The organism is Saccharopolyspora shandongensis (genome assembly GCF_900106995.1).
Lineage (GTDB): Bacteria > Actinomycetota > Actinomycetes > Mycobacteriales > Pseudonocardiaceae > Saccharopolyspora > Saccharopolyspora shandongensis.
The window spans coordinates 22,984-44,365 of record NZ_FNOK01000017.1 but is presented as its reverse complement, the minus strand read 5'-3'; the positions used below and the strand labels follow the sequence as shown (position 1 = coordinate 44,365).

Here is a 21,382-nt window from a genome sequence, read left to right as displayed (position 1 = left end):
AGGTGCAGGTGCCCGATGAAGCGCGCCAGGTCGGAGATCTCCGCGCCCTGGAGCTCGGCGTGGGTCAAGGGGCAGGCGTAGAGCGCGGTCACCATGCCGTGCCGGGTCACTGCCTCCCGCGACATCACGCCACCCCTTCCAGCTCGATCCGCTCCGCGCCCGACAGACCGCCGATCAGCGGGTCTTTCGGGTTGGAGATCGCGTGCGGGGTCGGAGTGGCGTTGGCGATGTCGGCGCGGGTGACCACCGGGTGATTCCGGGACCACTCCCCGGCGATGCCCAGCTCCTCGGCCGACGCGTCGTAGACGTCGCTGAACAGCTGCTGGTAGGTCACCGACACCACCCGCAGGCCGCGTTCCCACTCCGAGATCAGCCCCGGCAGCGTCCCGGCCGAGTGGATCCGGATACCCCGGCGACCGGCGGCCTCCACGAGGCTGGCCAGCAGCTGCCGCTGTGCCCAGCCCCGTGCGGCGCGGAACTCGCGCAATCGCGCCGCCATCTCACGCCCCCGCCAGCTCGCGGCGCGGCGTCGGCACGCTCGGCCGCCCGTACAGCTCACGGACCCGCTTGCGCACCATCATCAGCAGCGCCCAATCACCGCCACCGGGCTTGATCTCCTCGATGTCCAACCGGGCCTCGTACACACGGTTGGACCCCTCGTGCAGGAACGTCTCCAGCACCATCTCGTGTGCGAACGCGTCGTCACCGAGCTCCCGCTCGTCCAACGTCATGCCGCCGTTGACCGCGATCCACAGCACCGCCTCGATGTCCTCCAGCGACACCGGCAGACTCATGCTGACCTGCATCACGACCGGGGTGTCGTTGCCCTCCCGGTGCGTCGGGAAGAACTTCGCGTGGTTCTCGCCCACCATGCCCTGCGCCTGGTCCTTGTTGAACCGCATGTCAGGCCACCTCCCCGATCTCCTGGTCGTCGGCGGAGGCCGACTCGTCACCGGTCACGAACGCCTCGTAGGCGGCCTGCGAGCACTTCTCCACGTAGGCGTTCAACGCCCCACCGGGGATCCGCAGCGTGCCCTTGCCCGTGCCCAGCTTCAGCGCGTCCAGCTCACCGGACTCGATCGCCCGGTAGATCGTGTTCACCGAAACGTCGAACATCTCGGCTACTGCCTTGACTCGGTAGATCGCGCTACCCTCGAACCGCATCAGGTCTCCAACCTTCGATGTGCGCCCCGGCTGGTGTTGCAGCACCGGTCGGGGCTTTCTCGTGCCCCTGACTCCCTGGGGAATCAGGGGCACGAGAGAAACGATAGCAAAACTGAGACAACAGAGTCAACAGAGTCTTTGATGACTGACTGAGGTGACTCGCGGTACCCTCTCTGACATGCCGAAACTCAGTCATGACGACCCGAGGCCCCCGTTCCGGCAGGTCCTCGAAGGGCTCCGCACCGACATCGACAACGGCACCTACGGACCAGGCGACAAGCTGCCGAGCTATGGCGCCGTCGCCGAGGAGTACGGGGTCTCCGTCGGGACCGTGAAACGCGCATTCGGTGATCTGCAATCCGACGGGCTCATCGTGATCCGGCACGGTCAGGGGTCGTTCGTCCGAACCCAGCCCCTCGAAGCTGAGTCGGAAGCCGACCAGGCCGAAGCCATCTCGGACCTCTACGCGAAGCTCGCCGACGTCACCCGCCGCCTGGAGCAGGTGGAGAGGAAGCTGCGCGGCTAGCCCGCCGGCCATCACTTCGCGACACCCCGGAAGAACTCGACAAGTCCCCCGACGGCGTCGCCGATCACGCCGAACATCCCGTGCACGAACACGGCGGCGTCGTTGGGGTACTTGACAACCAGCACCACGAGCGCCACGACCACTAGGCCCCAAAACGCCTTCGATAGCGCTCCCCCGCCTGCCTTCGGCATGACCGGAAACGAGTTCTTTGCCATGGCCTGCTCCTCCGTCCACTTTGTTGACTGTTTTCCCTGGCGTGCCTCAAGAATCCGATTTCTTTGGGAAGATGGGGAGATGAGTCCCTGGTGAGTCGAAGGTGAGTCCATCGGCTCACCAGCTCGTGACCAGGGGAAACGCGGGGGAGATGTGGACGACGCGGAGATGACGGCGCTGAAGCGGGCACGCCTTACCCGCGGTGCGTCGCAGTCTGAGATTCGCGCCAAGCTTCGGGAAGCGCGCCGACGTCGCGGCAAGATGCCGCCGAAAGAAGACAGCCTGAAGCGCATGTACACGGAGTGGGAGAAGGGCCGAGTTCTCCCCGTGGACTGGCGCGATGAGCTGTGCGAGGTATTCGAGGCACCGCCCGCCGCGCTCGGGTTCGTAGAAGTGCCCCCGCCTCCGTTGCTACTGGAACCCTCGTCAGTGCTCGAAGTTGCGCGGCTTGATCCGGAGGTCGTAGAGCTGCTGGAAGTGCAGACCGACCACTACCGGCACATGGACCGGAAGGTCGGCGCGGCGATCATCCCGCAGACCGTCGCGCACGTGGAGCACATGCAGAACCTGCTTCGTACCGCGCTGCCGGGTAAGCACACGACGTCGGCCGCAGTCGCTCTTGCTGAAGGCGCAGCGCTGGCAGGGTGGCAGACATTGGATGCTGGCGATATAGCGAAGGCATGGAACCTGCACGACGTCGCGAAATTGGCTGCTGCGCAGGGTGAAAGTCCCGCAGTCCTCGCGCATGTGACGGCGCAGCAGGCCTACGCGCTGCTCGATGCCGGCCGGGCCAGCGACGCGGTGGAGCTGGTGCAGTACGCCCACACTCCTGACGTCGTACGCCGCATTCCGCCGCGTCTTCGGGCGTGGCTCGCGGCTGCTGAGGCCGAGTTCCTCGCGGCCACCGGTGAGCACTACCAGGCGCTCAAGCTGTTGGACCAGGCGGCCAACGTGCTCCCGGATGGCGACACCGACCCTGACCTGCCGTACCTCATGCTGAACGGAACGCACCTTGCCCGGTGGCGTGGGCACTGCCTGGCGCGGCTTGGCGCAGATGAAGCCGTGAACGACCTGACTGCCGCCCTGGAAGGCAGCCAGGCCCTCACGTCGAAGCGCGCCGAGACGGGCCTGCGGGTTGACCTTGCCCTAGCGCTGCGCAGCCGCGGTGATGCCGAGGGCTCCAGGCGGCAAGCGATGCGAGCGGCCGAACTGGCAGGAAGCGCAGGTTCGGCACGGCAGCGGGCGCGAATCGCCAAGCTTCTGATCTAGCTCATTACCCGTTTAGGGCCAGATAGTGAAGTAGCCCGATTAGCGTTCCCGAGTTCTGGATTTTCCCCTGCGCGATCAGGCCTGGAACTTCGGATAGCGGAACCCATTCGAACTTGCCCTCGTTGACCTCAGTTGCGTCGCCGACCAATTCAGCGCCCCGACCGAGGAATACGTGGTTCGGATTCCTGAGCATCCCTACTGCGGGCTCAAACGTGACAATCGGCTCCAGCGACCGCGGCCTGTATCCAGTCTCTTCGACCAGTTCCCGCAGGGCTGTATCGCGTGGATCCTCGCCTGCATCGATAATTCCACCCGGCAGCTCCCAATTCCAGATGTCGGGGGCAAACCGATGCCGCCAGGCCATCAGGACATTCTCGCCAGAATCATCAATTAGAACGGTCATAGCGGGCGGCGGAAACCACACGGTGTGATGCTCGAACCGAGCACCGGACGGCTGTGAAATATCAGCCAGACCGACGCGAACCCATTCGGTTTCATAGACGGTCCGCTCGCCGTGAACGGTCCATTCACCCTCTTGTGTAGCCATAATGCTGATCCTCCCATGCTGACGTGAATCGGTCAGTACCCGAAGGCTGGAACAGTGGGGCAGCTCGCGGGACACCGTGATACCCCCGCCGGCGGACGAACCGGGGTTCGGCGTGACGTGCCCTCTAGGCGCTAGGTTGCTGGTCACGGCCAGGATGGGCGTCTAGGGAGCCCTCTAGGTCTAGAGGCAGGCACCTCTAGACCTAGAGGGCTACAGCGGTGCGGTTCAGTGGCCCGCAGGCCGTCGATCAGCCAGCGAACCGACTCGGAAGCCATCGCCGAGCGGCGGGCCTCAGCGTGCCTCTCATGAGGCGCTGAGTTCGCCGTAGACGCCATGAACCGGCAGGGGCCATAGACGGGGGCCACGTCGGCGCGTCCACGCGCTCTCAGCCGTTCCCGTGATCGGCTCAGTTTCCGTCTCAGTTCACCCCCGTACCAACCACCCCCCACTGTTCCAGCAATGGCACTGACCAGCGCGGATGTACGGCTGGGTACCCGTGTTGACCTGCGCCATCGGAATTGGAAATCGTGTTGGGTTAATAGCCCTCACGGGTTCGAATCCCGTATCCTCCGCTGGTCAGAGCCCTGGCCGCGGATTCGCGGCCAGGGCTCTTTCGCGTTCTCGCAGGCCGTACGTCCCTGTCCGTTGGCGCGGGTTCGCCGCACCGTTGCGGTTGTGGGGATTACCGTCGCGCAGTTGCGGGAGCAGGTTCGCGGGGCCGTGATCGACCGGGACGATGCCGGGTTCGACCAGGCCCGCCGCGTGTACAACGCCATGATCGACCGCCGCCCGCAAGTCGTTGTGCAGTGCCGCAACGCCGGAGACGTCGCCGCCGCCGTCGGCTACGCGCGGGAGAACGGGCTCGACCTCGCCGTGCGCGGCGGTGGGCACAGCGTGCCTGGCTTCGGGACCTGCGACGACGGGGTCGTGATCGACCTGGCGCCGATGCGCGGCGTGCGCGTCGTTCCGGGTTCGCGGACCGTGCGGGCCGAGGGCGGCGCGACCTGGGGCGACGTCGACGCCGCGACGCACGCGTTCGGGCTCGCCACCACCGGCGGCATCATCTCCAGCACCGGCGTCGGCGGGCTCACGCTCGGCGGCGGCATCGGGCACCTCGCCCGCGGTCAGGGTTTGACCTGCGACAACCTGATCTCCGCCGACGTCGTCACCGCCGGCGGCGAGCTGGTCGTGGCCGACGAGCACCGGCACGCCGACCTGTTCTGGGCGCTGCGCGGCGGGGGCGGCAACTTCGGCGTGGTGACGTCGTTCGAGTTTCGGCTCACCCCGGTGCGCGACATCTACGGCGGCCTGATCTTCTTCGAGCTGGACCAGATCCCGAACGTGCTGCGGGCCTACCGCGAGATCATCGCCGACGCCCCGGAGCGGCTCAGCATGTTCCCCGCTTTCCAGATCGCCCCGCCGCTGCCCTTCATCCCGCAGGACCGGCACGGCGACGCGCTGATCGCGATCGTCGCGTGCTGGGCCGGGCCCATCGATGCCGGACCGGACGCCGTCCGGCCGCTGCGCGACATCGCCCCGATCGTCGCCGAGCATCTGGGTCCGATGCCCTATCCGCTGCTCAACGGGACTTTCGACGTCCTCGTCCCGCCGGGGCTCCAGCACTACTGGAAGGCCAACTTTGTCGTCGAGCTGACCGACGAGATGATCGCCGCGCACGTCGAGCACGGCCCGCGGGTGCCGGTGGTGAACTCGACCGTGCACATCTACCCGATCAACGGCGCCTGCCACCGGGTCGCGCCGGATGCCACGGCGTTCGCCTACCGGGACGCGAACTTCGCGACGGTGATCGCCGGGATGTGGCCCGATCCGGCCGACAACGCCGCCAACATCGCCTGGGTGCGCGACTACTACGCCGCGACCGCGCCGCACTCCGAGGAAGGCGGGTACGTCAACTTCATGGCCGGCGACGACCAAGGCCGGATCAAGGCGAACTACCGCGGCAACTACGGCCGGCTGGTCCAGGTGAAGCGGGCGTACGACCCGGAGAACCTCTTCCACCTGAACCAGAACGTCCGGCCCTGAAGCGTATTTCCGGGCTCGTTTTGCATGGCGGTGCAGGTAGCGGCCCCCCTGCGGGAGTTGCTGTCGCCTTCTCGCTGTGGGATCCCCGGCACACGTATGCCCGAACAGCTCATAAGCGCTTTGTGTTGCTATGGCAGCACAAAGCGCTCACGGGCCGCCGGACGCTCAGAACCGCAGGCGGGCCACCTGGGGGTCGTGGTCGCTGGCCTGGTCGGCGAACTCGGCGTTGATGTGGACCACGTCGTACTCCGCCGTGATCGCCGGGCTCACCAGGATGTGGTCCAGCTGCTGGGAGTTGCCCTCGTAGACGTAGCTGTAGCGCTCGGCCGGCGGCAGTGAGTCGGCCAGCGGCACCAGCGCCCCGGTCAGCGGCGCCAGGGCCGGGGAGAAGCCGTAGTCGTTGAGGTCGCCGAGCACCACGATCCGGGCCTCGTCGTCGATCGCCCGCACCTCGTCGACGAAGCCGCGCACCGCCTGCGCCTGCTTCACCCGCTGCTCCTCCGAGACCCGCGCCGGCGGCTGGAACCGGCCGTGCAGCGGCTGGTCGCCGCCCTTGGAGGCGAAGTGGTCGGCCACCACGAACACCTGCCGACCGCGGAACAGGAACTCGCCCACCAGCGGCTTCCGGCTGTCCCGCCACGCCTCGTCGGCCGGGGCGATGCGCCCCGGCGAGGCGCTCAGCGCGAGCCGCGAGCCGTTCTCCACCGGGTGCACCGGCGTCGTCGCGTCGCCACCCGGGCGGTCCACAAAGGACACCCGAGCCGGGTTGTACAGGAAGGCGACCCGGATGTTGCCGCCGGGCTGGCCGCCGTCGGCGTTGTTCTGCGGGTCGATCTGCCGCCACTGGTAGCGCGGCCCGCCCGCCGCCTCGATCGCGTCGGTGAACGCCCGCAGCGTCTCGTCAGCGGCCACCACGCCGTCGTCGGTCGGCCCGGAGTTGTCCTGGACCTCTTCCAGCGCAACGATGTCCGGCGCCGCGAGCCCGTCGACGACGCCTTCGGCGAGCCGGGCGAACTTGGCCGGATCGCTGCCCGCGGCGAGGTTCTCGACGTTGTACGTGGCGACCGCGAGCTCGCCGCGGCCCTGCGGCCGCGTCGTCTCCGGCTGCAGGCCGCCCGGCACGTGCTCGCCCAGCCGCGCGGCCTCCAGCACGTATCCGCCGAACCGGCTGTAGTCCAGCGGCCCTTCGGTGCCACCGCGCAGCCGGTCGCCGACGTTCGCGGCGGGGAACGGCGCGTCCGCGAGGGATTCGACCTTGAGCCGGCCCGCGTTCGCTTCGTCGTAGCCGGTGTAGGTGGTGCCGCCGCGGCCGTTCGCGTTCTGCTCGGGCTTGCTGGTGATCCACAGCGCGCGGTACGCGTCGGTCGGGCCGACCACGCGCGCGTCGTCCACGCGCAGCACCATGCCCTCGCGCGACTCGTAGTAGTCCAGCGCGTAGCGCTGCGGCTCCAGGTCGAGCTTGTCGATGTTGGCGTCCTGCGGCGCGAACTCCGCCGGGACCGTCTCCGGCCCGACCGCCTCGGCCGGGAAGCTCCCCTTGCCGGTGATCTGCCAGGTCGCACCGGTGAGCTCGGTGACCGACTGGTTCGGCGTGGTCTCCGGCGTCTCGCCCGAGGCCACCGGGTAGTACTCCACGACCCGCCCGTCGACCGCGACCGCGTCGCCGACCGCGACCTGCGGCGTCTGGTTGCCGGTGAACACGAACAGCCCCTCGCTGGTGCGCGGGTCCGCGTCGGGCTCGGTGTCCTGGAACCAGAAACCGCGGGCCTGGCCGAAGCCGCGCACCCCGGTGACGACGCCCGGCACCCCGGTAACCTGCCGGCCCACCAGCGGCGAAACCCGCGTGGCGCCTTGGATGTCGTGGATCCGGGCCTGCTGCTGAGCTACCGCGGTCGCCGCGGGTGCGATGGACAGCAGCACCCCGGTGGCGGCAAGCAGTGACGTGACGCGCACTTCGGCTTCCCCTCGCCAAGCGACATGATCGACGAGAAGCTACCCGCCCGAAGCGAAGAGCGACACACGATCACATGAACAAAGCGACGCCGGACGGCTCGAAGATCCGGTCCTCCGGCAGGACCGCCACGCGGCTGCGGGCCCGCGTCAACCGCGCAGTCGAGCGGGCGTACGCGATCTTCGTCTGAAACCGCCAATCGGGCTCTCCTCGCCCGCCACGGCATGCCATCCGTGCAGGTCCGGGCTCGATCTTGACACCTTGGTGGGTGATCACCAACTTGCTGGTTAGTGAGTGCTCACCGACTATGTCGGATGCCTCAGACGTCGATCGGAAGACGATGTCGACCCTGAAGTCGCGAAACGGCCGATGCCGCACAGCCCCCTGGCGTCGTCGCCGCCGAAGTCGCCGGCTGGCTCAGCTCCCGAACAAAGACGAAGGGCCGGTCCATCAGGACCGGCCCTTCGTCGAGCGGTAGCGGTGGGATTCGAACCCACGGAGGCTGTTAACCTCACACGCTTTCGAGGCGTGCTCCTTCGGCCGCTCGGACACGCTACCGCCGACTAGGCTACCGGTCCCCCGATCCGACCCGGCACAGGGGGTCACCGCCAGGCCCGCATCCTGTCGGCGAGGCTGGCCCGGGCCCGTGACAGCCGGCCGCGAACGGCCTGCTCACCAGCGCCGACACGCTGGCCGATCTCGCAGTAGGACAGCCCGTCGACCTCCGCGAGGACCCAGACATCGCGCTGCTTGGTCGGCAGGCCCGCGAGCGCGTGCCGCAGCGCCAGCACGCCCGCTCCCGCTTCCGCGGCTCGCTGCGGGTCGGCGATCACCGTGGCGGCTCCCACGGCGGCTCGGTGCTCTGGTAGCGCATCGACGGGATCAGTGCGGCGTATCCGTCTGCGGCGCAGCACGATCAGGCAATGTCGGCGCGCGATCTGGAACAACCAGGTCCGCAGCGCGGCGGGCTCGAGGAGCTCACCGGCCCGCCGCCACGCCGTCATGAACACGTCTTGCACCACGTCCTCGGCCTCGGCCCGGTCTCCGAGCATCCGCAGCGACATCCCGAGTATCCCGTCCGAGTACCGGCGCACGACCAGCTCGAAGGCACCGGTGTCCCCGTTCGCGATGCGCGCGGCCAGAACTGCGTCATTCGGCTCCACGTCACCCCTCTGCAACGCGATCAGTTCGCCCTAGTTGAAGGCGGACCGACCAATCGTCACAGTCCGCAAGGGTGATCGAGGCGAAGACAGGCCCCCCAAACCGGTGGAATATGACGAAATCTGCAACACCTTGACGCTACTCGCGGTGCCCGGCGAAGAACTCCTCCAGCACCGCGGCGCACTCGTCGGCCAGCACGCCGCCGACGACTTCCGGCCGGTGGTTGAGCCGGCGATCCCGCACCACGTCCCACAGCGAGCCCACCGCGCCGGTCCGCGGTTCCCACACGCCGAACACCACTCTGGCCACCCTGGCCAGCACCAATGCGCCCGCGCACATCGTGCACGGCTCCACGGTGACCGCCAGCGTGCAGCCCTCCAGCCGCCAGCCGTCGCCGTGCACGGCGGCAGCGGCGCGCAACGCGAGGATCTCCGCGTGCGCCGTGGGGTCTTGCAGCGCCTCGCGCTGGTTGTGCGCCCTCGCGAGGACCCGCCCGGCCTGGTCGACCACGACCGCGCCGATCGGAACGTCCCCTGTGGATGGTGCTTCGGCGGCGACCCGCAGCGCGTCCCGCACCAGCTCGGCGTCGCCGGCGCGGACACCGGATGTGCTCACTGCTCCAGCTTCTCCAGCACCTTCGCGAAGTCGTCCCCGAAGCCGCAGCGCTGGGCGATCATCTCCAGCTGCTCGTCCGGGTAGAGGTCGACCTCTTCGATGATCACCAGCAGCTCGCCCTCGGGCAGCCCGAGATCGGAGAGGATCGCGAGGTTGCCCTCCGGCCAGACCTCTTCGTCGTCCTCATCGGGCGGGTCGATGCGCAACAGGTCGAGGACGTCCGCCGCGATGTCGTAGTCGAGTGCCGCGGCCGCATCCGACAGCAGCAGATCAACGCCGCCGGGCACCGGCCTGATCAGCACGAAGAACTCGTCGTCCACATTGCACATACCGAACACCGCGCCGGTGGAGCGCAGCTCGCGCAACGCCGTGATCGAGGCGTCGAGGCCGGCCAGCACCGTTTGGTCCATCGTGCTGCACCGCCATCGCCCGTCCTCCCGCACCACGGCGACGGCGAAGCCAGCGACCGGCTCCTGCACCGTCATGAGGACACCGTAGAGCGTACTAACGCCACCCGAAAGCACTATTGCGCGCTCGTAACCTTCCGGGCACTGATTCACGCTCAACCGGGTACGTGACCGACGGAGAGTTCGGGCAGGATGGACCGATGCGTGCCGTGTGCGTGATCGGACTGGGACTCATCGGCGGCTCGGTGCTGCGAGCCGCCAATACCGCCGGACGCCCCGCTTGGGGCACCACGACCTCGGAAGCCGACGCCGCCGGCGCCCGGGCCGAGGGTTTCGAGGTCCTCGACGTCGAACCGGCCCTGCGCCGCGCCGCCGAGGAGGAGGCGCTCGTGGTCGTCGCGACGCCGCTGACCGCCGTGCGCGCGGTGCTGCGGCAGGTCGCCGAGCACGCGCCCGGCGCCTGGCTGACCGACGTGGTGAGCGTCAAGGAGCCGGTCGACGCCGAGGTCCGCAGCCTGCTGCCCGCCGGCCGCTACGCCGGCGGTCACCCGATGGCCGGGGTGTCGAGTTCCGGCTGGTCGGCGGGTTCCGGCGAGCTGTTCACCGGGGCCGCCTGGGCCGTGACCATCGAGGACGACACCACTCTCGACGCGTGGTCCGAGGCCGCCCGGCTCGCGCTCGACTGCGGCGCGCAGGTGGTGCCGACGTCGGCGGCCTCGCACGACTTCGCGGTCGCGCGCATCTCGCACCTGCCGCACGTGTTCGCGGCGGTGCTCGCGGCGGTCGGGGCCGACGGCGGACCGCTGGCGCTGTCGTTGGCGGCGGGCTCGTTCCGCGACGGCACCCGGGTCGCGGGCAGCGAGCCGGAGCTGGTGCGGGCCATGACGGAAGGCAACCGGATCGCGCTGCTCGACGCCGTGGACGACGCTCTCGGCAGACTCGGAGCGGCCCGCGGCTCCCTCGCCTCCACCGGAGGCCTGAAATCCACAGTGGACGCGGGCCACGAAGCGCGCCGAACGCTCGACGAACTCGCGATCAACGAGCGAGTGCGCGCAACGGTCCAGCTCAACGACACGGCGCTGGAGCGCCTGCGAGAGCTCGGCGAGCGAGGCAGCCGAGTAGTAGCGCTCACGGAGACCACCGCCGAGGTGGAGATCCCGGTGTAACACCCCAACGCAAGGCCCCTGACGTCAGGCTCCCGACGTCGTGCTCCCGCGATTTCAATGAGCCTTTCTCAACCTGGTCAGCCCGCAGCCGCGAGCCGCAAAGCTGCACGTCGATGGGGTGCCGCATGCGCCGCAGGCGCATAGCCCACCTACGACACTTGCGCCGCCGCGGGTTCACGGTGCCCACCCCTTCGGGGTTCCCTCGGCGAGGACGGCCCCTCCGCCGTGTATTGGACATACATCAGGAGGGGCACCCACAGACCAGGGAGCCTCTGAGGTTCCGCTACCCGCACCGCCACGCAAATCGAGGTTGGAAAAACCTCATTGAAATCGCCAACATCCGGCGTGCCGTGGTCCGACGCACCTGAAACGGGGATCGACTTCGGGCCGTTCGCCCAGGTGCCGGGCTGGGCACGAAGAGAGGCCGCCCTGTGCGTTGGGCGGCCTCTCCATGATCCGCTCCGACCACTGCGAGCGGGATGGCCCTCACCTCTTCCCGTTCGGCAGCTTGGGTCGGGCGGCGATGTTCCGTTAGCGCTGCTCGCCGGGGCTCTGATCGTCGCCGCCGAGGAACTCCTTGCCCTTTTCGACGGCCTTGTCGATCTGGTCCTCGTGGCCGAACTTTCCCTTCGCCGCTTCGGCCACCTCGTCCAAGCCCTGCTCGATCTTGTCGCCGTGCGCCTTGCCCAGATCTTGCAGGCGGCCCTTGAACTCTCCGAATCCCATGGTGCTCCCTTCGGAGCGGCCGGAAAAGCCCTTTCGGTATGCGTGCTGCCTGCCCGCCGAACCTAAGCCCACCCGGGTGCCGGCGCGCGCCGGAGTTCGCCCGGCGGAGGCACGGGTTGGTGCTTCCGGGTGATGCGTCAAGACCGCGTCAAAGTCGTCCCGAGAGCCATTGCCCGATCTTCCCCGCGAGGTCTATCGTGGCCCTCATGACCGGTTGACCAGATTTCAAATCTGGTCAACAGATCGAGCTCGAAGGCAGGAGACGCCCCATGACGCAGCCCACCGAACGCGCCGACCGCATCCTCGACGCGGCCGGGGAACTGATGATTCGGCTGGGCTACCGGAAGGTGACCATCGAGGACATCGCCAGGCAGGCCGGCATCGGCAAGGGCACCGTCTACCTGCACTGGCGCACCAAGGAGCGGCTGTTCGAGTCGCTGTTCCTGCGCGAATCCGCGGGCCTGACCGCCGAGCTCATCGACCGCGTGCGCCGCGATCCCGAAGAGGTCCGGCCGCACCGGTTCATGCAGACCTCGTTCCTGGCCACCCAGCGCCGGCCGCTGATGCGGGCGCTGGTCACCGGGGACGCGGAGCTGCTCGGCAACCTCAAGCAGGGCCAAGCGCAGAGCCGCGGCCAGGAGTTCACCGGCCGCTACGTCGAGCTGATCACCAAGTACGGCCTGGTGCGCGACGACGTGCCGCACCTGGTCTTCTCGCTGTACGCCACAGTCACCGGGTTCTTCCTGCTGGAGAACCTCAACCCGGCCATCGAGGCCCTGGACGACCAGGCGAAGGCGGAGGCGCTGGCGCAGACCATCCACCGCGCCTTCGAGCCCGACGACGGACCCGACCGCTCCTCGCTGACCGCGGCGGCAGCGGAGATCAGCGCGCTCTTCGACGAGATCAACGCGAACTACCGGAAGTGGATCTACACCTCCGGGATAACCAGCGAGCGCGCCTGATCGGCGGCGCTCGTCCATCAGGAAGGGGCAACACATGACGACCCTCGCCGACACCTGGGGGATCAACGAAGCGCAGTTCTGGCTGCGCGGCGTCCGACCGGAGCAGCCGGTCGAACACGATTCGGCGGCTGGGATCTGGAACGTCTACGGATACCCCGAAATCCTGCAAGCCCTCAGCGACCCCGCCACCTTCTCGTCCGACACCCAGCGGCTGGTGCCCGAGCTGGCCAGGAACAACGAGGGCAACCTCGTCCAGATGGACCCGCCGGAGCACCACAAGCTCCGCAAGCTGGTCAGCCACGCCTTCACGCCCAAGGTCGTCGCCGACCTGGAGCCGCGGATCGCCGCGCTGACCAACGAGCTCCTCGACGCCGTGTCCGACCGGACCGAGCTGGTCCGGGACCTGGCCTACCCGCTGCCGGTCATCGTGATCGCGGAGCTGCTGGGCGTGCCGAGCAGCGACCGCGGCCTGTTCAAGAAGTGGGTCGACGCGATGCTCGCCAGCTCCAACAAGTTCTCCCTCAAGGAGCGCTCGAAGGAGCAGGAGGAGTACATGGCGAAGGCCATGGAGCAGGTCCAGGAGCTGACCGAGTACCTGCTCGGACACGTGCGGGAGCGGCGGCGCACGCCCCGCGAGGACCTGCTGGGCAAGCTCGTCGCGGCCGAGGTGGACGGCGCGCAGCTCACCGACACCGAGGTGGCCAACTTCGGGCTGGTGCTGCTGATCGCCGGGCACATCACCACGACCATGCTGCTCGGGAACACCGTGCTGTGCCTGGACGCGCACCCCGACCAGCTCGCGGCGGTGCGGGCGGACCGGTCGCTGGTGCCCTCCGCGATCGAGGAGTCGCTGCGCTACTTCAGCCCGTTCGCGGCGGTGTCCCGGGCGACCAACCGGGAGGTCGAGCTCGGCGGCACGGTGATCCCGGCCGACCAGCTGCTGATGCTGTGGATCGCGGCCGCCAACCGCGACCCCCGGCAGTTCACCGACCCGGACGCCTTCGACGTCCGCCGGGACCCGAACCCGCAGATCGGCTTCGGCCGCGGTATCCACTTCTGCCTGGGCGCGCCGCTGGCCCGCCTGGAGGGCCGGATCGCGCTGAACATCATGCTGGACCGGTTCCCGAACCTGCGCACCGATCCGGCCGAGGGCCCGGAGTTCCTGCCCAGCCCCAACATGACCGGCGTCAGCAGGCTCCCGCTGCTGCTGAGCTGACGGCGGCCCGGGCGGGTGCCGGCGTCGGCACCCGCCCGGGTAAAACGACTTGTTCCCGCCGGGCGGCCTGGGGAATCCTGCGCGGCATGAGCAATGCCACCGACACCTTCACCGCCCACCTGCGCGATCTCGACGCCGCCGGTTCCGTCGTCGAGTTCGAAGCGGAGTTGCCGACCGCGGCGGCGGCCGCGGAGCGGCTGGGCTGCGAGCTCGGCGCGATCGCGAACAGCCTGATCTTCACCGCCGACGACGAGCCGCTGCTGATCATCGCCAGCGGCGCGCACCGGGTGGACACCAAGCACGTCGCGCGGCTGCTCGGGGTGCGCAAGATCCGCCGGGCGACCCCGGAGTTCGTGCTGGAGGTGACCGGACAGCCGGTCGGCGGCGTCGGCCCGGTCGGGCACCCGCGGCCGATCCGGACGGTGGTGGACCGGATGCTGGCCGACTTCCCGGAGGTGTGGGCGGGCGCGGGTGCGAAGCACGCGATGTTCCCGACGTCGTTCGACGAGCTGGTGCGGATCACCGGCGGCCTGGCCGCCGAGGTCGAGAAGCCCTGAGCGGCCGGGCCCGGCGGGGGTCGTGAGTGCTGACTCCGGTTCTTACCGGAAAACTCGCTCACGACCCCGTGCACCAGCTCGTGAGCGGTTACTCCGGTTCTTACCGGATGATTCACTCACGACCCTGCGCTGTCGCCGGCTGATCAGACGTTGGGCTCGAAGCGGCCGTCGATCGCCGTCCAGCCGCCCTCCACCAGCTGGAGGCTGCCCGTGACGTACGACGCGGCGTCCGAGGCCAGGTACACCACCGCTCCGGCGATTTCGTCGGCGGCGGCCCAGCGCTTCAGCGCGGTCTTCTCCGCGTACGCGCCGTACCAGGTCTGGTCGGACTTGATCTGCTCGGTCAGCGGCGTCTCGAACGGGCCGGGCGCGATCGCGTTGACCCGCACGCCCTTCGGCCCCAGCTCCGCGGCCAGCGCGCGGGAGAGCTGCACGACGCCCGCCTTGGTCGCGGCGTAGATGCCCTGGCCCGGCTCGACCACCTCGGCTCGGAAGCTGGCGAAGGTGATGATGCTGCCGCGGCCGCGCTCGGCCATCCGCGCGCCGAAGTCCCGCACCAGCCGGTAGGTGCCCTTCAGGTTGACGTCCACGACGCGGTCGAACTCCTCGTCGACGGTGTCGAGCAGGCGCTTGCGAACGTTGATGCCGGGCGTCACGACGAGTACCTCGGCGTCCGCCTCGGCCTCCGCGAGCCGCTGGATCTGCGCGCCGTCGCGCACGTCCAGCTCGCGCCGGCTCGCCTCGTGGCCGAGGCTCTTGATCGCCTCCACGGTCCCCTCGGCGCCGTCGGGATCCACGTCCGCGACGATCACCTGCGCGCCGAACTCGGCCAGCGCCACCGCGCTGGACCGGCCGAGGCCGCTGCCACCACCGACGACGACCGCCTTGCGCCCGTCGAGCCGGAAGAGGTTGGCGAGCCGATTCGTCATGATGTTTCCTCCCGCGAGGTGGACGACCAGACCCGGTGGTCTGACCATCAGATCCTCAACCAGGCGGGAGGACGGCGGCAAGGGTTCCCCGGAAGGTGCCGCGGTAGGCGCTGGGCGACACGCCGAGCGTCGCCTGCAGGTGCTGCCGGAGCGAGGCCGCGGTGCCGAAACCCGCGTCCGCCGCGATCCGGTCGACGGACAGGTCGGTCTCCTCCAGCAGCTGCCGGGCGCGCTCGATGCGCTGCTGGGTGAGCCACTGCAGCGGCGAGACGCCGACCTCGTCGCGGAAGCGGCGGGTGAACGTCCGCACGCTCATCGACTCCCGCGCGGCGAGTTCGCGCAGCGTCAGCGGCCGGTCCAGGTGTTCCAGCGCCCACGCCCGGGCCTGCGCGGTCGAGGCGGACTGCGGTTCGGGCATCGGCCGCCGGATGTACTGGGCCTGCCCGCCGTCGCGGTGCGGCGGCACCACCGTCGCCCGCGCCACTTCGTTGGCGACCGCCGCGCCGTGGTCGCACCGGATCATGTGCAGACACAGGTCGATCCCGGACGCCTCGCCCGCCGAGGTCAGCACGTCGCCGTCGTCGGTGTAGAGGACGTCGGGATCCAGCCGGACCGTCGGGTAGAGCCGCCGGAACTGGTCGCAGGACCGCCAGTGCGTCGTCGCCCGGCGGCCGTCGAGCAGCCCGGCCGCGGCCAGCACGAACACCCCGGTGCAGATCGATGCGATGCGGGTGCCCGGCCGGATCAGCGCGAACGCCGCGGCGAGCTCCGCGCCGAGCCGGCCTTCGGTCTCGGTCTCGTCGGGCTCGTGCGACGCCGGGACGATCACGGTGTCCGCCTCGGCCAGCGCTTCGGGGCCGTGCGCGACGTGGATCGGGAAGTCCGCGTCGGTGCGCACCATCCCGGGGACGAGTGCGCAGGTCACGACCTCGTACAGGGGTTCTCCGGCGGGCGAGAGCGCCCGCCCGAACAGTTGGTGCACCAGACCCAGCTCCATCGGCATCACGCCGTGGCGGACCAGCACCGCTACTCGACCGGCCATGGCCCGATTCTTGCACATGTTGGCCATCAGGCCACTCGTTCCGCGGCGGGCGGCGGCGCAGGGTCGGGGCATGACGATCGAAACAGCCACCCGGACGGGCATCCACCGCGCCTGGTGGGTCGCCGCGGTCACCGCGCTGGTGGTCATCGGCGCGGGCGCCTGCGCCACCACCGCCGGGCTGCTCATCACCCCGCTGCACCACGAATTCGGCTGGTCGCGCGCCGCCATCGGCGTCGCGGTCTCGGTGAACATGGCGCTCTACGGGCTGACCGCGCCGTTCTCCGCGGCGCTGATGGACCGCTTCGGCATCCGCCGGGTGGCCGTGGCCGCGCTGCTGCTGATCGCCGCCGGCGCCGGGCTGACCACGGTCGTTTCCGATTCCTGGCACCTGGTCGTGGGATGGGGGCTGTTCGTCGGCGTCGGTTGCGGCGCGCTGGCGATGGCGTTCGCCGCGACCGTGACGCACCGCTGGTTCGTGGCCCGGTGCGGCCTGGTGACCGGCCTGCTGACCGCGGCCAGCGTCTTCGGCCAGTTCGCGTTCCTGCCGGTGATGTCCTGGGTCATCGACCACTTCACGTGGCGCTCGGCGACCGTGGGACTCGCGCTGATCGCGCTGGTCACCGCGCCGCTGGCGTGGTCGGTGCTGCGCGATCACCCCGCCGATCTCGGCCTGCGCCCGTACGGCGCAACGGTTTCGAGGCGAAGCCGGAGCCGGTGCCGGGTGCGGCCCGGCGCGCGGTGCGACTGCTGTTCGACGCGGCGCGGACCGGCCCGTTCTGGCTGCTGGCGGGCACTTTCGCGATCTGCGGGGCGTCCACCAACGGGATCATGTGGACCCACTTCGCCCCTGCCGCGCACGATCACGGCATGCCGACCACGATGGCGGCCTCACTGCTCGCGGTCGTCGGCGTGGTGAACGTGGCCGGCACGATCGGTTCCGGCTGGCTCACCGACCGGTTCAGCCCGCAGCTGCTCCTGGCCGGCTACTACGCGCTGCGCGGCCTTTCCCTGCTGGCGCTGCCCGCGCTGTTCGGGCCGACCGTGCAGCCGGCCATGATCGGCTTCGTCGTCCTGTTCGGGCTGCTCGACGTCGCCACCGTGCCGCCGACGATCGCCCTGTGCCGCCAGGTCTTCGGGGCGGGCGGAGCGATCGTCTTCGGCTGGGTGAGCGCTGCGCACCAGGTGGGCGCCGGGATGATCGCCTACTTCGGCGCCGTGGCGCGGGACCTGCTCGGTTCCTACGACGCGGTCTGGATCGGGGCCGCCGCGCTGTGCGCCGCGGCGGCGCTGATGGCGTTCGCGATCAGGCGGTCGTCTGGTCCAGATCCGGCGTGAACCGGGCGCTCGCCGCGGCCACCCCGGCGGCGATCTGGTCGCCGTCGGCCGTGCCGGAATCCGCGGTCGCGGCGGCCCACGCCTTGATGGCCTGCCGGGAGAACTCCTGCGCCGCAGCGGAGTTCTCCCATCCCGGCACGTTCTCGCCCCGCAGGTACCGGTCCAGGACGAGCAGGTCGACGTCCCAACCGGGGCCGACGAACAACGCGCCCGCGCCGCTGCTGATCGGCTCCATCGGTACCGAGTGCATCATCTCGAGCCCGGTGCCGTCATCGCTCTCGGCGAGCCGCAGCTCCAGAACGCCGTCGCCGAACGTGATCTTCACCAGGCGCGGTGCCGCGCAACGCAGGATCTGGCCGCCGGCGTTCCCCTCGAACTGGTAGCGGCCGCCTTCCCGGAGCTCCCCGGTGATCGGGAGGAACCAGCGCCGCAACAGGTCCGGTTCGGTGAGGGCTCGCCAGAGTTCCTCGATCGGGGCAACGTAGTTGCGCCGCAGCAGCACGCTGACCTGCGCGCCACCGACGACCGAGTGCTGGCTGACCACGCGCTGCACGGAGGTGACCTGCCTGGTGATGTCGAACATTGTGGTGCCTCCCAGTCCGGACTCCCGCGGGCCATCATCCGGCCTCGAACCGCGGTCCGCTCGCTCCCGACTCGTCCGGGTCGCCCGTCCCCCACACCGGCGGGCGGGAGCCGCCTAGGATGTGATCATGAGTGCTCAGGAGGCGGAATTACCCCTGTTCACGGGCGATGCGAACGCGCCGGAGCTCGGCGTGTCGGCGAAGGTCCGCTACGAGCACGCCGAAGAGCACGGTTTCCCGAACGAAGAAGACGCCTTCCGCCAAGCGGATACCGCCGCCTACCGCGCCGCTCCCCTGCTGCGGCTCATCGGCGAACGCGGATCGCGCAAGCTGATCACCGGCCGGATGCGCATCGCGGTGCGGCCGGACTCCGCACCGTCGGTCACGATCCTGGTGACGGCGCTGTGGTCGGAGCGCGATCGCTGGACGCAGGTGCAGGACGTGCGGTCGCAGCTCGATGATGCGCTGGGCGCCTCGCTGACCGAGCCTGCGCATCCGGTGCACGGCGACGAGCAGGACGTGGCCGCCATCCTCGCCAAGGCGGTGGCCGAGTCCTCGCACAACGAGGTCACGAAGGTCCGCGCGCTGCGCTACGAGCTGGAACGGCGGCTCGCCGACCAGCTGGCCAACCGCAAGCAGGAGCCGATGCGGCGGCTGCTCGCGGAGGTCATCGAGCTGTCGATCGCGTTCAACCGCGCCCGGGACGAGGCGCGCGCGGCGATCCGCGACGACCTCTGGCGACGCGACGAGTCGGCGCCCCGGCACGGCGAGACCGCCGAGCCGCCGGGCCCGGAAACTCCGGTCCTGGACCGGATGCACTACAACGCGATCCGGCACTGCCGTTCGATGAGCAGCCTGCTGGAGGAGGAAACCGCGCGGCTGCACTCGTTGCAGGACAGCATGTCGACGATCTCGGTGGCGCAGGACGCCGAAGCGCAGCAGAACTTCAACCTGTTCGCCGCAGCGGCGGCCGCGGGCCTGGGGCTCCCGGCGCTGATCCTGTCATTCTACGGAGCCCAGACGTACCTGCCGCTCACGTCGTTCGACCGGGCGGCGCGGGCGCTGCTGCCGGTCGGCCTGACGGCGCTGGTGGCGGTGATGATCGTGCTTCGCCAGATGCCGTGGCGAGCGCGATTCCGCCACTACGCAGGCGGTTTCACGCTCGTCGTGTGCGTCCTCGGCGTGCTGTGGGTGGCGGGAGCGCTGGCACCGCACTGATCGTGGAGATCAGCGCCGCTTCGACGGTCGAGACTTGACCCGGAGAATGGGTTTCAGCTGTTCCTCGGCATCCCGCACCTGGTCCGCACCTTCTCCGAACTTGCGCCGGTACCCGGCCATGACGCTATCGGCCACATGCCGTGCCCGACCGACCTTTCCTACTCTGTAGAGCGCAACTGCTAGTGACAAATAGGTACTCAGCACGTCCGGATTGTCGGACCCGAAGATCTTCTGCTGCCGCTTGTGCACATCGGCCAACAATGGTCGAGCTTGCGCTGCTCGATTCATTCTGATCAAGATTCTGCAGTAGTGAGCTGCCGCGATAAGTGTGCCAGGGTGGTCCTCACCCAACACTCGACGACGCCGCTGCCACGTTTCCCTCCACAACCGGCATGCCTCGTCGACCTCACCGAGCCTTGGGTTTGCTCAGCCAGTCGGTCGGGATTGGCTCCGGCGCGAACATCGCGCACACCTGGAGCAACGCGACCGCAGCGGGCTCATCCGCCGCCAGCCGCTCCATCGACACGCGCACCGCAGCCGCCAGCGACGTCGGGTACGAGCTCGGCGGCTTCTCGTTGAGCACGTCGTTCGTGCGGCTCGCCAGCAGCCGGAGGTATTCCGGCACCGACAGGCCGGTTTCCGCCAGCGTGCCTCCTGCCTGCGCCAACGCCAGCGGCAGGTCGCCGAGCTCGTCGGCGAGCCGGTCGGCTTCGGCGTCCGCGAGGCCGGGTTGCCGGGAGCGCAGCAGCGCGATCGACTCCTGCCGCTGAAACTCCTGCACCTCGGTGCGCGTCCCGATCTCGTTCCAGGCCGGGTTCCGTGAGGTGATCAGCACGTGCCCGGCTACCCCGGAGAGCCAGGGCCGCACGGCGCCCGGGTCCTCGGCGTTGTCGAAGACGAGCAACCAGCGGGATTTCTCCCGGAAGTACTTGCGGACCGCGAGTTCCGCCGCGGTGTGGTCGGTGTTCGTGCCGACCAGGCCCGCCGCGACGGCCAGCGCCGCGAACTGCTCGCTGATCAGGCCGGTCCGCTCGGAGTCGATCCACCACACCAGGTCGTACCCGGCGGCGAAGCCGTGCGCGTACTCGATCGCCAGCTGCGTCTTGCCGACGCCGCCGATCCCGTGCAGGACCTGCGTGTTCTTTCCGGAGAGCAACCGCTCCCGCAGCGGCACCAGCACGCCGTCCCGGCCGGTGAAGTCCGAGTTCCGCCCGGGCACGTTCCACACCGCCGGCGGGTGCCCGGGAACGCGCGGCCGGGATCCGGCCTCCTGGCCGCGGGCCTGCGCGCTGGGCGGGAACTCCGGCCGCCCGTCCGGGCGCTGCGGGCCGCGAGCCGCGTCCAGCAACGCCTTTCGGGCCTGGTCCTCGTCCAGCCCGAAGAGCTTCTGCGCGATCAGCGGGCGCAGCAGCTGCGGCGGCTCGCACTCCTCCACCACCAGCGGCAACAGCCTGGGACGCTGCTCCTCGTCGTGCACGAAAGCGCTGGCCCACTCGTCGGTCGTGTAGCGCTGCGGTTCGAAGTAGGCGGGCGAGAACAGGGCCACGACGCGTTCGGCGCCGTCGAGCGCGGCGGCCATCTTCGTCACGAAGTTGTCCCCGGCGACCCAGTCCCAGGTGTCGAGCTCGACGGTGTAGCCGGCGTCGACCAGGTGCCAGGCCACCCACTCCGCCCACGCCCGGTCCCGGCCCGCGTGGCTGATGAAGAAGTCCACCCCAGCTAACCCCCAGCTGCCCGGTCGAAAACTGCGAAAC

24 protein-coding genes, 1 tRNA gene and 1 pseudogene are annotated in these 21,382 nt (G+C 69.5%); 10 read left to right on the top strand and 16 right to left on the bottom strand.

Annotation, left to right across the window (positions count from 1 at the left end):
- Positions 1-124: 124 nt before the first annotated feature.
- Genes BLW84_RS19455 through BLW84_RS19445 form a run of 3 tightly spaced genes read right to left on the bottom strand, consistent with a single transcriptional unit; the run spans position 125 to position 1,164 of the window.
- The gene (locus BLW84_RS19455) at positions 125-499 is read right to left on the bottom strand and encodes a helix-turn-helix domain-containing protein (RefSeq protein ID WP_093267270.1); all 375 of its coding nucleotides are present in this window, start codon (positions 497-499) and stop codon (positions 125-127) included.
- Position 500: 1 nt separating this feature from the next.
- Positions 501-902 carry a hypothetical protein gene (locus BLW84_RS19450; protein ID WP_093267258.1) on the bottom strand — a complete coding sequence of 134 codons (402 nt, stop codon included), beginning with the start codon at positions 900-902 and terminating at the stop codon, positions 501-503.
- A gap of 1 nt (position 903) precedes the next feature.
- Positions 904-1,164 carry a helix-turn-helix domain-containing protein gene (locus BLW84_RS19445; protein ID WP_245761245.1) on the bottom strand — a complete coding sequence of 87 codons (261 nt, stop codon included), beginning with the start codon at positions 1,162-1,164 and terminating at the stop codon, positions 904-906.
- A gap of 178 nt (positions 1,165-1,342) precedes the next feature.
- Between BLW84_RS19445 and BLW84_RS19440 the strand changes: the two genes are divergently transcribed.
- A complete protein-coding gene (locus BLW84_RS19440) occupies positions 1,343-1,690 on the top strand; it encodes a GntR family transcriptional regulator (protein WP_093267256.1) in 348 nt (115 codons plus the stop codon).
- Between the two features lie 11 nt (positions 1,691-1,701).
- Here BLW84_RS19440 and BLW84_RS46280 read toward each other — a convergent pair whose 3' ends face one another.
- Positions 1,702-1,905, bottom strand: a complete 204-nt coding sequence (locus BLW84_RS46280; protein WP_143060997.1) for a hypothetical protein — start codon at positions 1,903-1,905, stop codon at positions 1,702-1,704.
- Between the two features lie 151 nt (positions 1,906-2,056).
- On the opposite strand from BLW84_RS46280, the gene BLW84_RS19435 reads away from it, so the two are divergent.
- Positions 2,057-3,172: an NsdA family TPR-like regulatory protein gene (locus BLW84_RS19435; protein WP_245761244.1), complete on the top strand. Its 1,116-nt coding sequence runs from the start codon at positions 2,057-2,059 to the stop codon at positions 3,170-3,172.
- A gap of 4 nt (positions 3,173-3,176) precedes the next feature.
- On the opposite strand, the gene BLW84_RS19430 is transcribed toward BLW84_RS19435, so the two are convergent.
- A complete protein-coding gene (locus tag BLW84_RS19430; protein WP_093267255.1) occupies positions 3,177-3,719 on the bottom strand; it encodes an NUDIX hydrolase in 543 nt (180 codons plus the stop codon).
- A gap of 675 nt (positions 3,720-4,394) precedes the next feature.
- Here BLW84_RS19430 and BLW84_RS19425 point away from each other — a divergent pair.
- On the top strand, positions 4,395-5,762 hold the full coding sequence (locus BLW84_RS19425) for an FAD-binding oxidoreductase (protein ID WP_093267253.1): 1,368 nt from the start codon (positions 4,395-4,397) through the stop codon (positions 5,760-5,762).
- Between the two features lie 165 nt (positions 5,763-5,927).
- Here the strand turns inward: BLW84_RS19425 and BLW84_RS19420 are convergent, their stop codons facing one another.
- The 5 genes from BLW84_RS19420 to BLW84_RS19400 form a co-directional block, all read right to left on the bottom strand.
- Positions 5,928-7,715: an endonuclease/exonuclease/phosphatase family protein gene (locus BLW84_RS19420; RefSeq protein ID WP_093267251.1), complete on the bottom strand. Its 1,788-nt coding sequence runs from the start codon at positions 7,713-7,715 to the stop codon at positions 5,928-5,930.
- A 470-nt stretch (positions 7,716-8,185) separates the two neighbouring features.
- Positions 8,186-8,271 (bottom strand) — tRNA-Ser (locus BLW84_RS19415).
- 44 nt (positions 8,272-8,315) lie between these two features.
- Positions 8,316-8,876, bottom strand: coding sequence for an RNA polymerase sigma factor (locus BLW84_RS19410; RefSeq protein ID WP_093267249.1), 561 nt, complete (start codon positions 8,874-8,876; stop codon positions 8,316-8,318).
- A gap of 136 nt (positions 8,877-9,012) precedes the next feature.
- On the bottom strand, positions 9,013-9,489 hold the full coding sequence (locus BLW84_RS19405; RefSeq protein ID WP_093267248.1) for a nucleoside deaminase: 477 nt from the start codon (positions 9,487-9,489) through the stop codon (positions 9,013-9,015).
- On the bottom strand, positions 9,486-9,974 hold the full coding sequence (locus BLW84_RS19400) for a tRNA adenosine deaminase-associated protein (protein ID WP_093267246.1): 489 nt from the start codon (positions 9,972-9,974) through the stop codon (positions 9,486-9,488). The genes BLW84_RS19405 and BLW84_RS19400 overlap by 4 nt, the downstream gene beginning before the upstream one ends.
- A 122-nt stretch (positions 9,975-10,096) precedes the next feature.
- Here BLW84_RS19400 and BLW84_RS19395 point away from each other — a divergent pair, with 122 nt between their 5' ends.
- Positions 10,097-11,062: a prephenate dehydrogenase gene (locus tag BLW84_RS19395; protein ID WP_093267244.1), complete on the top strand. Its 966-nt coding sequence runs from the start codon at positions 10,097-10,099 to the stop codon at positions 11,060-11,062.
- A gap of 531 nt (positions 11,063-11,593) precedes the next feature.
- On the opposite strand, the gene BLW84_RS19390 is transcribed toward BLW84_RS19395, so the two are convergent.
- Positions 11,594-11,788 (bottom strand): antitoxin, encoded by a 195-nt coding sequence (locus BLW84_RS19390; RefSeq protein WP_093267242.1) that lies wholly within the window; start codon positions 11,786-11,788, stop codon positions 11,594-11,596.
- Positions 11,789-12,057: 269 nt separating this feature from the next.
- Here BLW84_RS19390 and BLW84_RS19385 point away from each other — a divergent pair, with 269 nt between their 5' ends.
- From BLW84_RS19385 to BLW84_RS19375, 3 genes are all read left to right on the top strand, one after another.
- Positions 12,058-12,750, top strand: a complete 693-nt coding sequence (locus tag BLW84_RS19385) for a TetR/AcrR family transcriptional regulator (protein WP_093267241.1) — start codon at positions 12,058-12,060, stop codon at positions 12,748-12,750.
- Positions 12,751-12,784: 34 nt separating this feature from the next.
- On the top strand, positions 12,785-13,966 hold the full coding sequence (locus BLW84_RS19380; protein WP_093267240.1) for a cytochrome P450: 1,182 nt from the start codon (positions 12,785-12,787) through the stop codon (positions 13,964-13,966).
- An 86-nt stretch (positions 13,967-14,052) separates the two neighbouring features.
- Complete coding sequence (locus tag BLW84_RS19375) at positions 14,053-14,523, top strand: YbaK/EbsC family protein (RefSeq protein ID WP_093267238.1); 471 nt, start codon at positions 14,053-14,055, stop codon at positions 14,521-14,523.
- Between the two features lie 143 nt (positions 14,524-14,666).
- On the opposite strand, the gene BLW84_RS19370 is transcribed toward BLW84_RS19375, so the two are convergent.
- Both BLW84_RS19370 and BLW84_RS19365 read right to left on the bottom strand, forming a co-directional pair.
- Positions 14,667-15,452, bottom strand: a complete 786-nt coding sequence (locus BLW84_RS19370; protein ID WP_093267237.1) for an SDR family NAD(P)-dependent oxidoreductase — start codon at positions 15,450-15,452, stop codon at positions 14,667-14,669.
- 55 nt (positions 15,453-15,507) lie between these two features.
- Positions 15,508-16,521, bottom strand: a complete 1,014-nt coding sequence (locus BLW84_RS19365) for a GlxA family transcriptional regulator (RefSeq protein WP_093267235.1) — start codon at positions 16,519-16,521, stop codon at positions 15,508-15,510.
- Between BLW84_RS19365 and BLW84_RS19360 the strand changes: the two are divergent.
- Positions 16,493-17,122 (top strand): annotated as a pseudogene (locus BLW84_RS19360) (MFS transporter); the annotation flags it as partial. The gene BLW84_RS19365 and the pseudogene BLW84_RS19360 sit on opposite strands and share 29 nt — an antisense overlap.
- Positions 17,071-17,829 (top strand): MFS transporter, encoded by a 759-nt coding sequence (locus BLW84_RS50135; protein ID WP_342743162.1) that lies wholly within the window; start codon positions 17,071-17,073, stop codon positions 17,827-17,829. The pseudogene BLW84_RS19360 and the gene BLW84_RS50135, both read left to right, overlap by 52 nt.
- Here BLW84_RS50135 and BLW84_RS19355 read toward each other — a convergent pair.
- Complete coding sequence (locus BLW84_RS19355; RefSeq protein ID WP_093267233.1) at positions 17,798-18,412, bottom strand: SRPBCC family protein; 615 nt, start codon at positions 18,410-18,412, stop codon at positions 17,798-17,800. The genes BLW84_RS50135 and BLW84_RS19355 overlap by 32 nt on opposite strands.
- Before the next feature lie 127 nt (positions 18,413-18,539).
- Here BLW84_RS19355 and BLW84_RS19350 point away from each other — a divergent pair, with 127 nt between their 5' ends.
- Positions 18,540-19,628, top strand: coding sequence for a hypothetical protein (locus BLW84_RS19350; RefSeq protein ID WP_093267232.1), 1,089 nt, complete (start codon positions 18,540-18,542; stop codon positions 19,626-19,628).
- Positions 19,629-19,637: 9 nt separating this feature from the next.
- On the opposite strand, the gene BLW84_RS19345 is transcribed toward BLW84_RS19350, so the two are convergent.
- Both BLW84_RS19345 and fxsT read right to left on the bottom strand, forming a co-directional pair.
- Positions 19,638-20,015 carry a tetratricopeptide repeat protein gene (locus BLW84_RS19345; RefSeq protein WP_093267230.1) on the bottom strand — a complete coding sequence of 126 codons (378 nt, stop codon included), beginning with the start codon at positions 20,013-20,015 and terminating at the stop codon, positions 19,638-19,640.
- Positions 20,016-20,034: 19 nt separating this feature from the next.
- The gene (gene fxsT, locus BLW84_RS19340; protein WP_143060995.1) at positions 20,035-21,342 is read right to left on the bottom strand and encodes an FxSxx-COOH system tetratricopeptide repeat protein; all 1,308 of its coding nucleotides are present in this window, start codon (positions 21,340-21,342) and stop codon (positions 20,035-20,037) included.
- Between the last annotated feature and the right edge of the window lie 40 nt (positions 21,343-21,382).

Excerpts from the sequence above, each read along its gene's own strand:
- BLW84_RS19455 (WP_093267270.1), bottom strand. The coding sequence starts at position 499 with ATGGCGGCGCGATTGCGCGAGTTCCGCGCCGCACGGGGCTGGGCACAG.
- BLW84_RS19450 (WP_093267258.1), bottom strand. The coding sequence starts at position 902 with ATGCGGTTCAACAAGGACCAGGCGCAGGGCATGGTGGGCGAGAACCAC.
- BLW84_RS19445 (WP_245761245.1), bottom strand. The coding sequence starts at position 1,164 with ATGCGGTTCGAGGGTAGCGCGATCTACCGAGTCAAGGCAGTAGCCGAG.
- BLW84_RS19440 (WP_093267256.1), top strand. The coding sequence starts at position 1,343 with ATGCCGAAACTCAGTCATGACGACCCGAGGCCCCCGTTCCGGCAGGTC.
- BLW84_RS46280 (WP_143060997.1), bottom strand. The coding sequence starts at position 1,905 with ATGGCAAAGAACTCGTTTCCGGTCATGCCGAAGGCAGGCGGGGGAGCG.
- BLW84_RS19430 (WP_093267255.1), bottom strand. The coding sequence starts at position 3,719 with ATGGCTACACAAGAGGGTGAATGGACCGTTCACGGCGAGCGGACCGTC.
- BLW84_RS19400 (WP_093267246.1), bottom strand. The coding sequence starts at position 9,974 with ATGACGGTGCAGGAGCCGGTCGCTGGCTTCGCCGTCGCCGTGGTGCGG.
- BLW84_RS19395 (WP_093267244.1), top strand. The coding sequence starts at position 10,097 with ATGCGTGCCGTGTGCGTGATCGGACTGGGACTCATCGGCGGCTCGGTG.
- BLW84_RS19390 (WP_093267242.1), bottom strand. The coding sequence starts at position 11,788 with ATGGGATTCGGAGAGTTCAAGGGCCGCCTGCAAGATCTGGGCAAGGCG.
- BLW84_RS19385 (WP_093267241.1), top strand. The coding sequence starts at position 12,058 with ATGACGCAGCCCACCGAACGCGCCGACCGCATCCTCGACGCGGCCGGG.
- BLW84_RS19380 (WP_093267240.1), top strand. The coding sequence starts at position 12,785 with ATGACGACCCTCGCCGACACCTGGGGGATCAACGAAGCGCAGTTCTGG.
- BLW84_RS19375 (WP_093267238.1), top strand. The coding sequence starts at position 14,053 with ATGAGCAATGCCACCGACACCTTCACCGCCCACCTGCGCGATCTCGAC.
- BLW84_RS19370 (WP_093267237.1), bottom strand. The coding sequence starts at position 15,452 with ATGACGAATCGGCTCGCCAACCTCTTCCGGCTCGACGGGCGCAAGGCG.
- BLW84_RS19365 (WP_093267235.1), bottom strand. The coding sequence starts at position 16,521 with ATGGCCAACATGTGCAAGAATCGGGCCATGGCCGGTCGAGTAGCGGTG.
- BLW84_RS19355 (WP_093267233.1), bottom strand. The coding sequence starts at position 18,412 with ATGTTCGACATCACCAGGCAGGTCACCTCCGTGCAGCGCGTGGTCAGC.
- BLW84_RS19350 (WP_093267232.1), top strand. The coding sequence starts at position 18,540 with ATGAGTGCTCAGGAGGCGGAATTACCCCTGTTCACGGGCGATGCGAAC.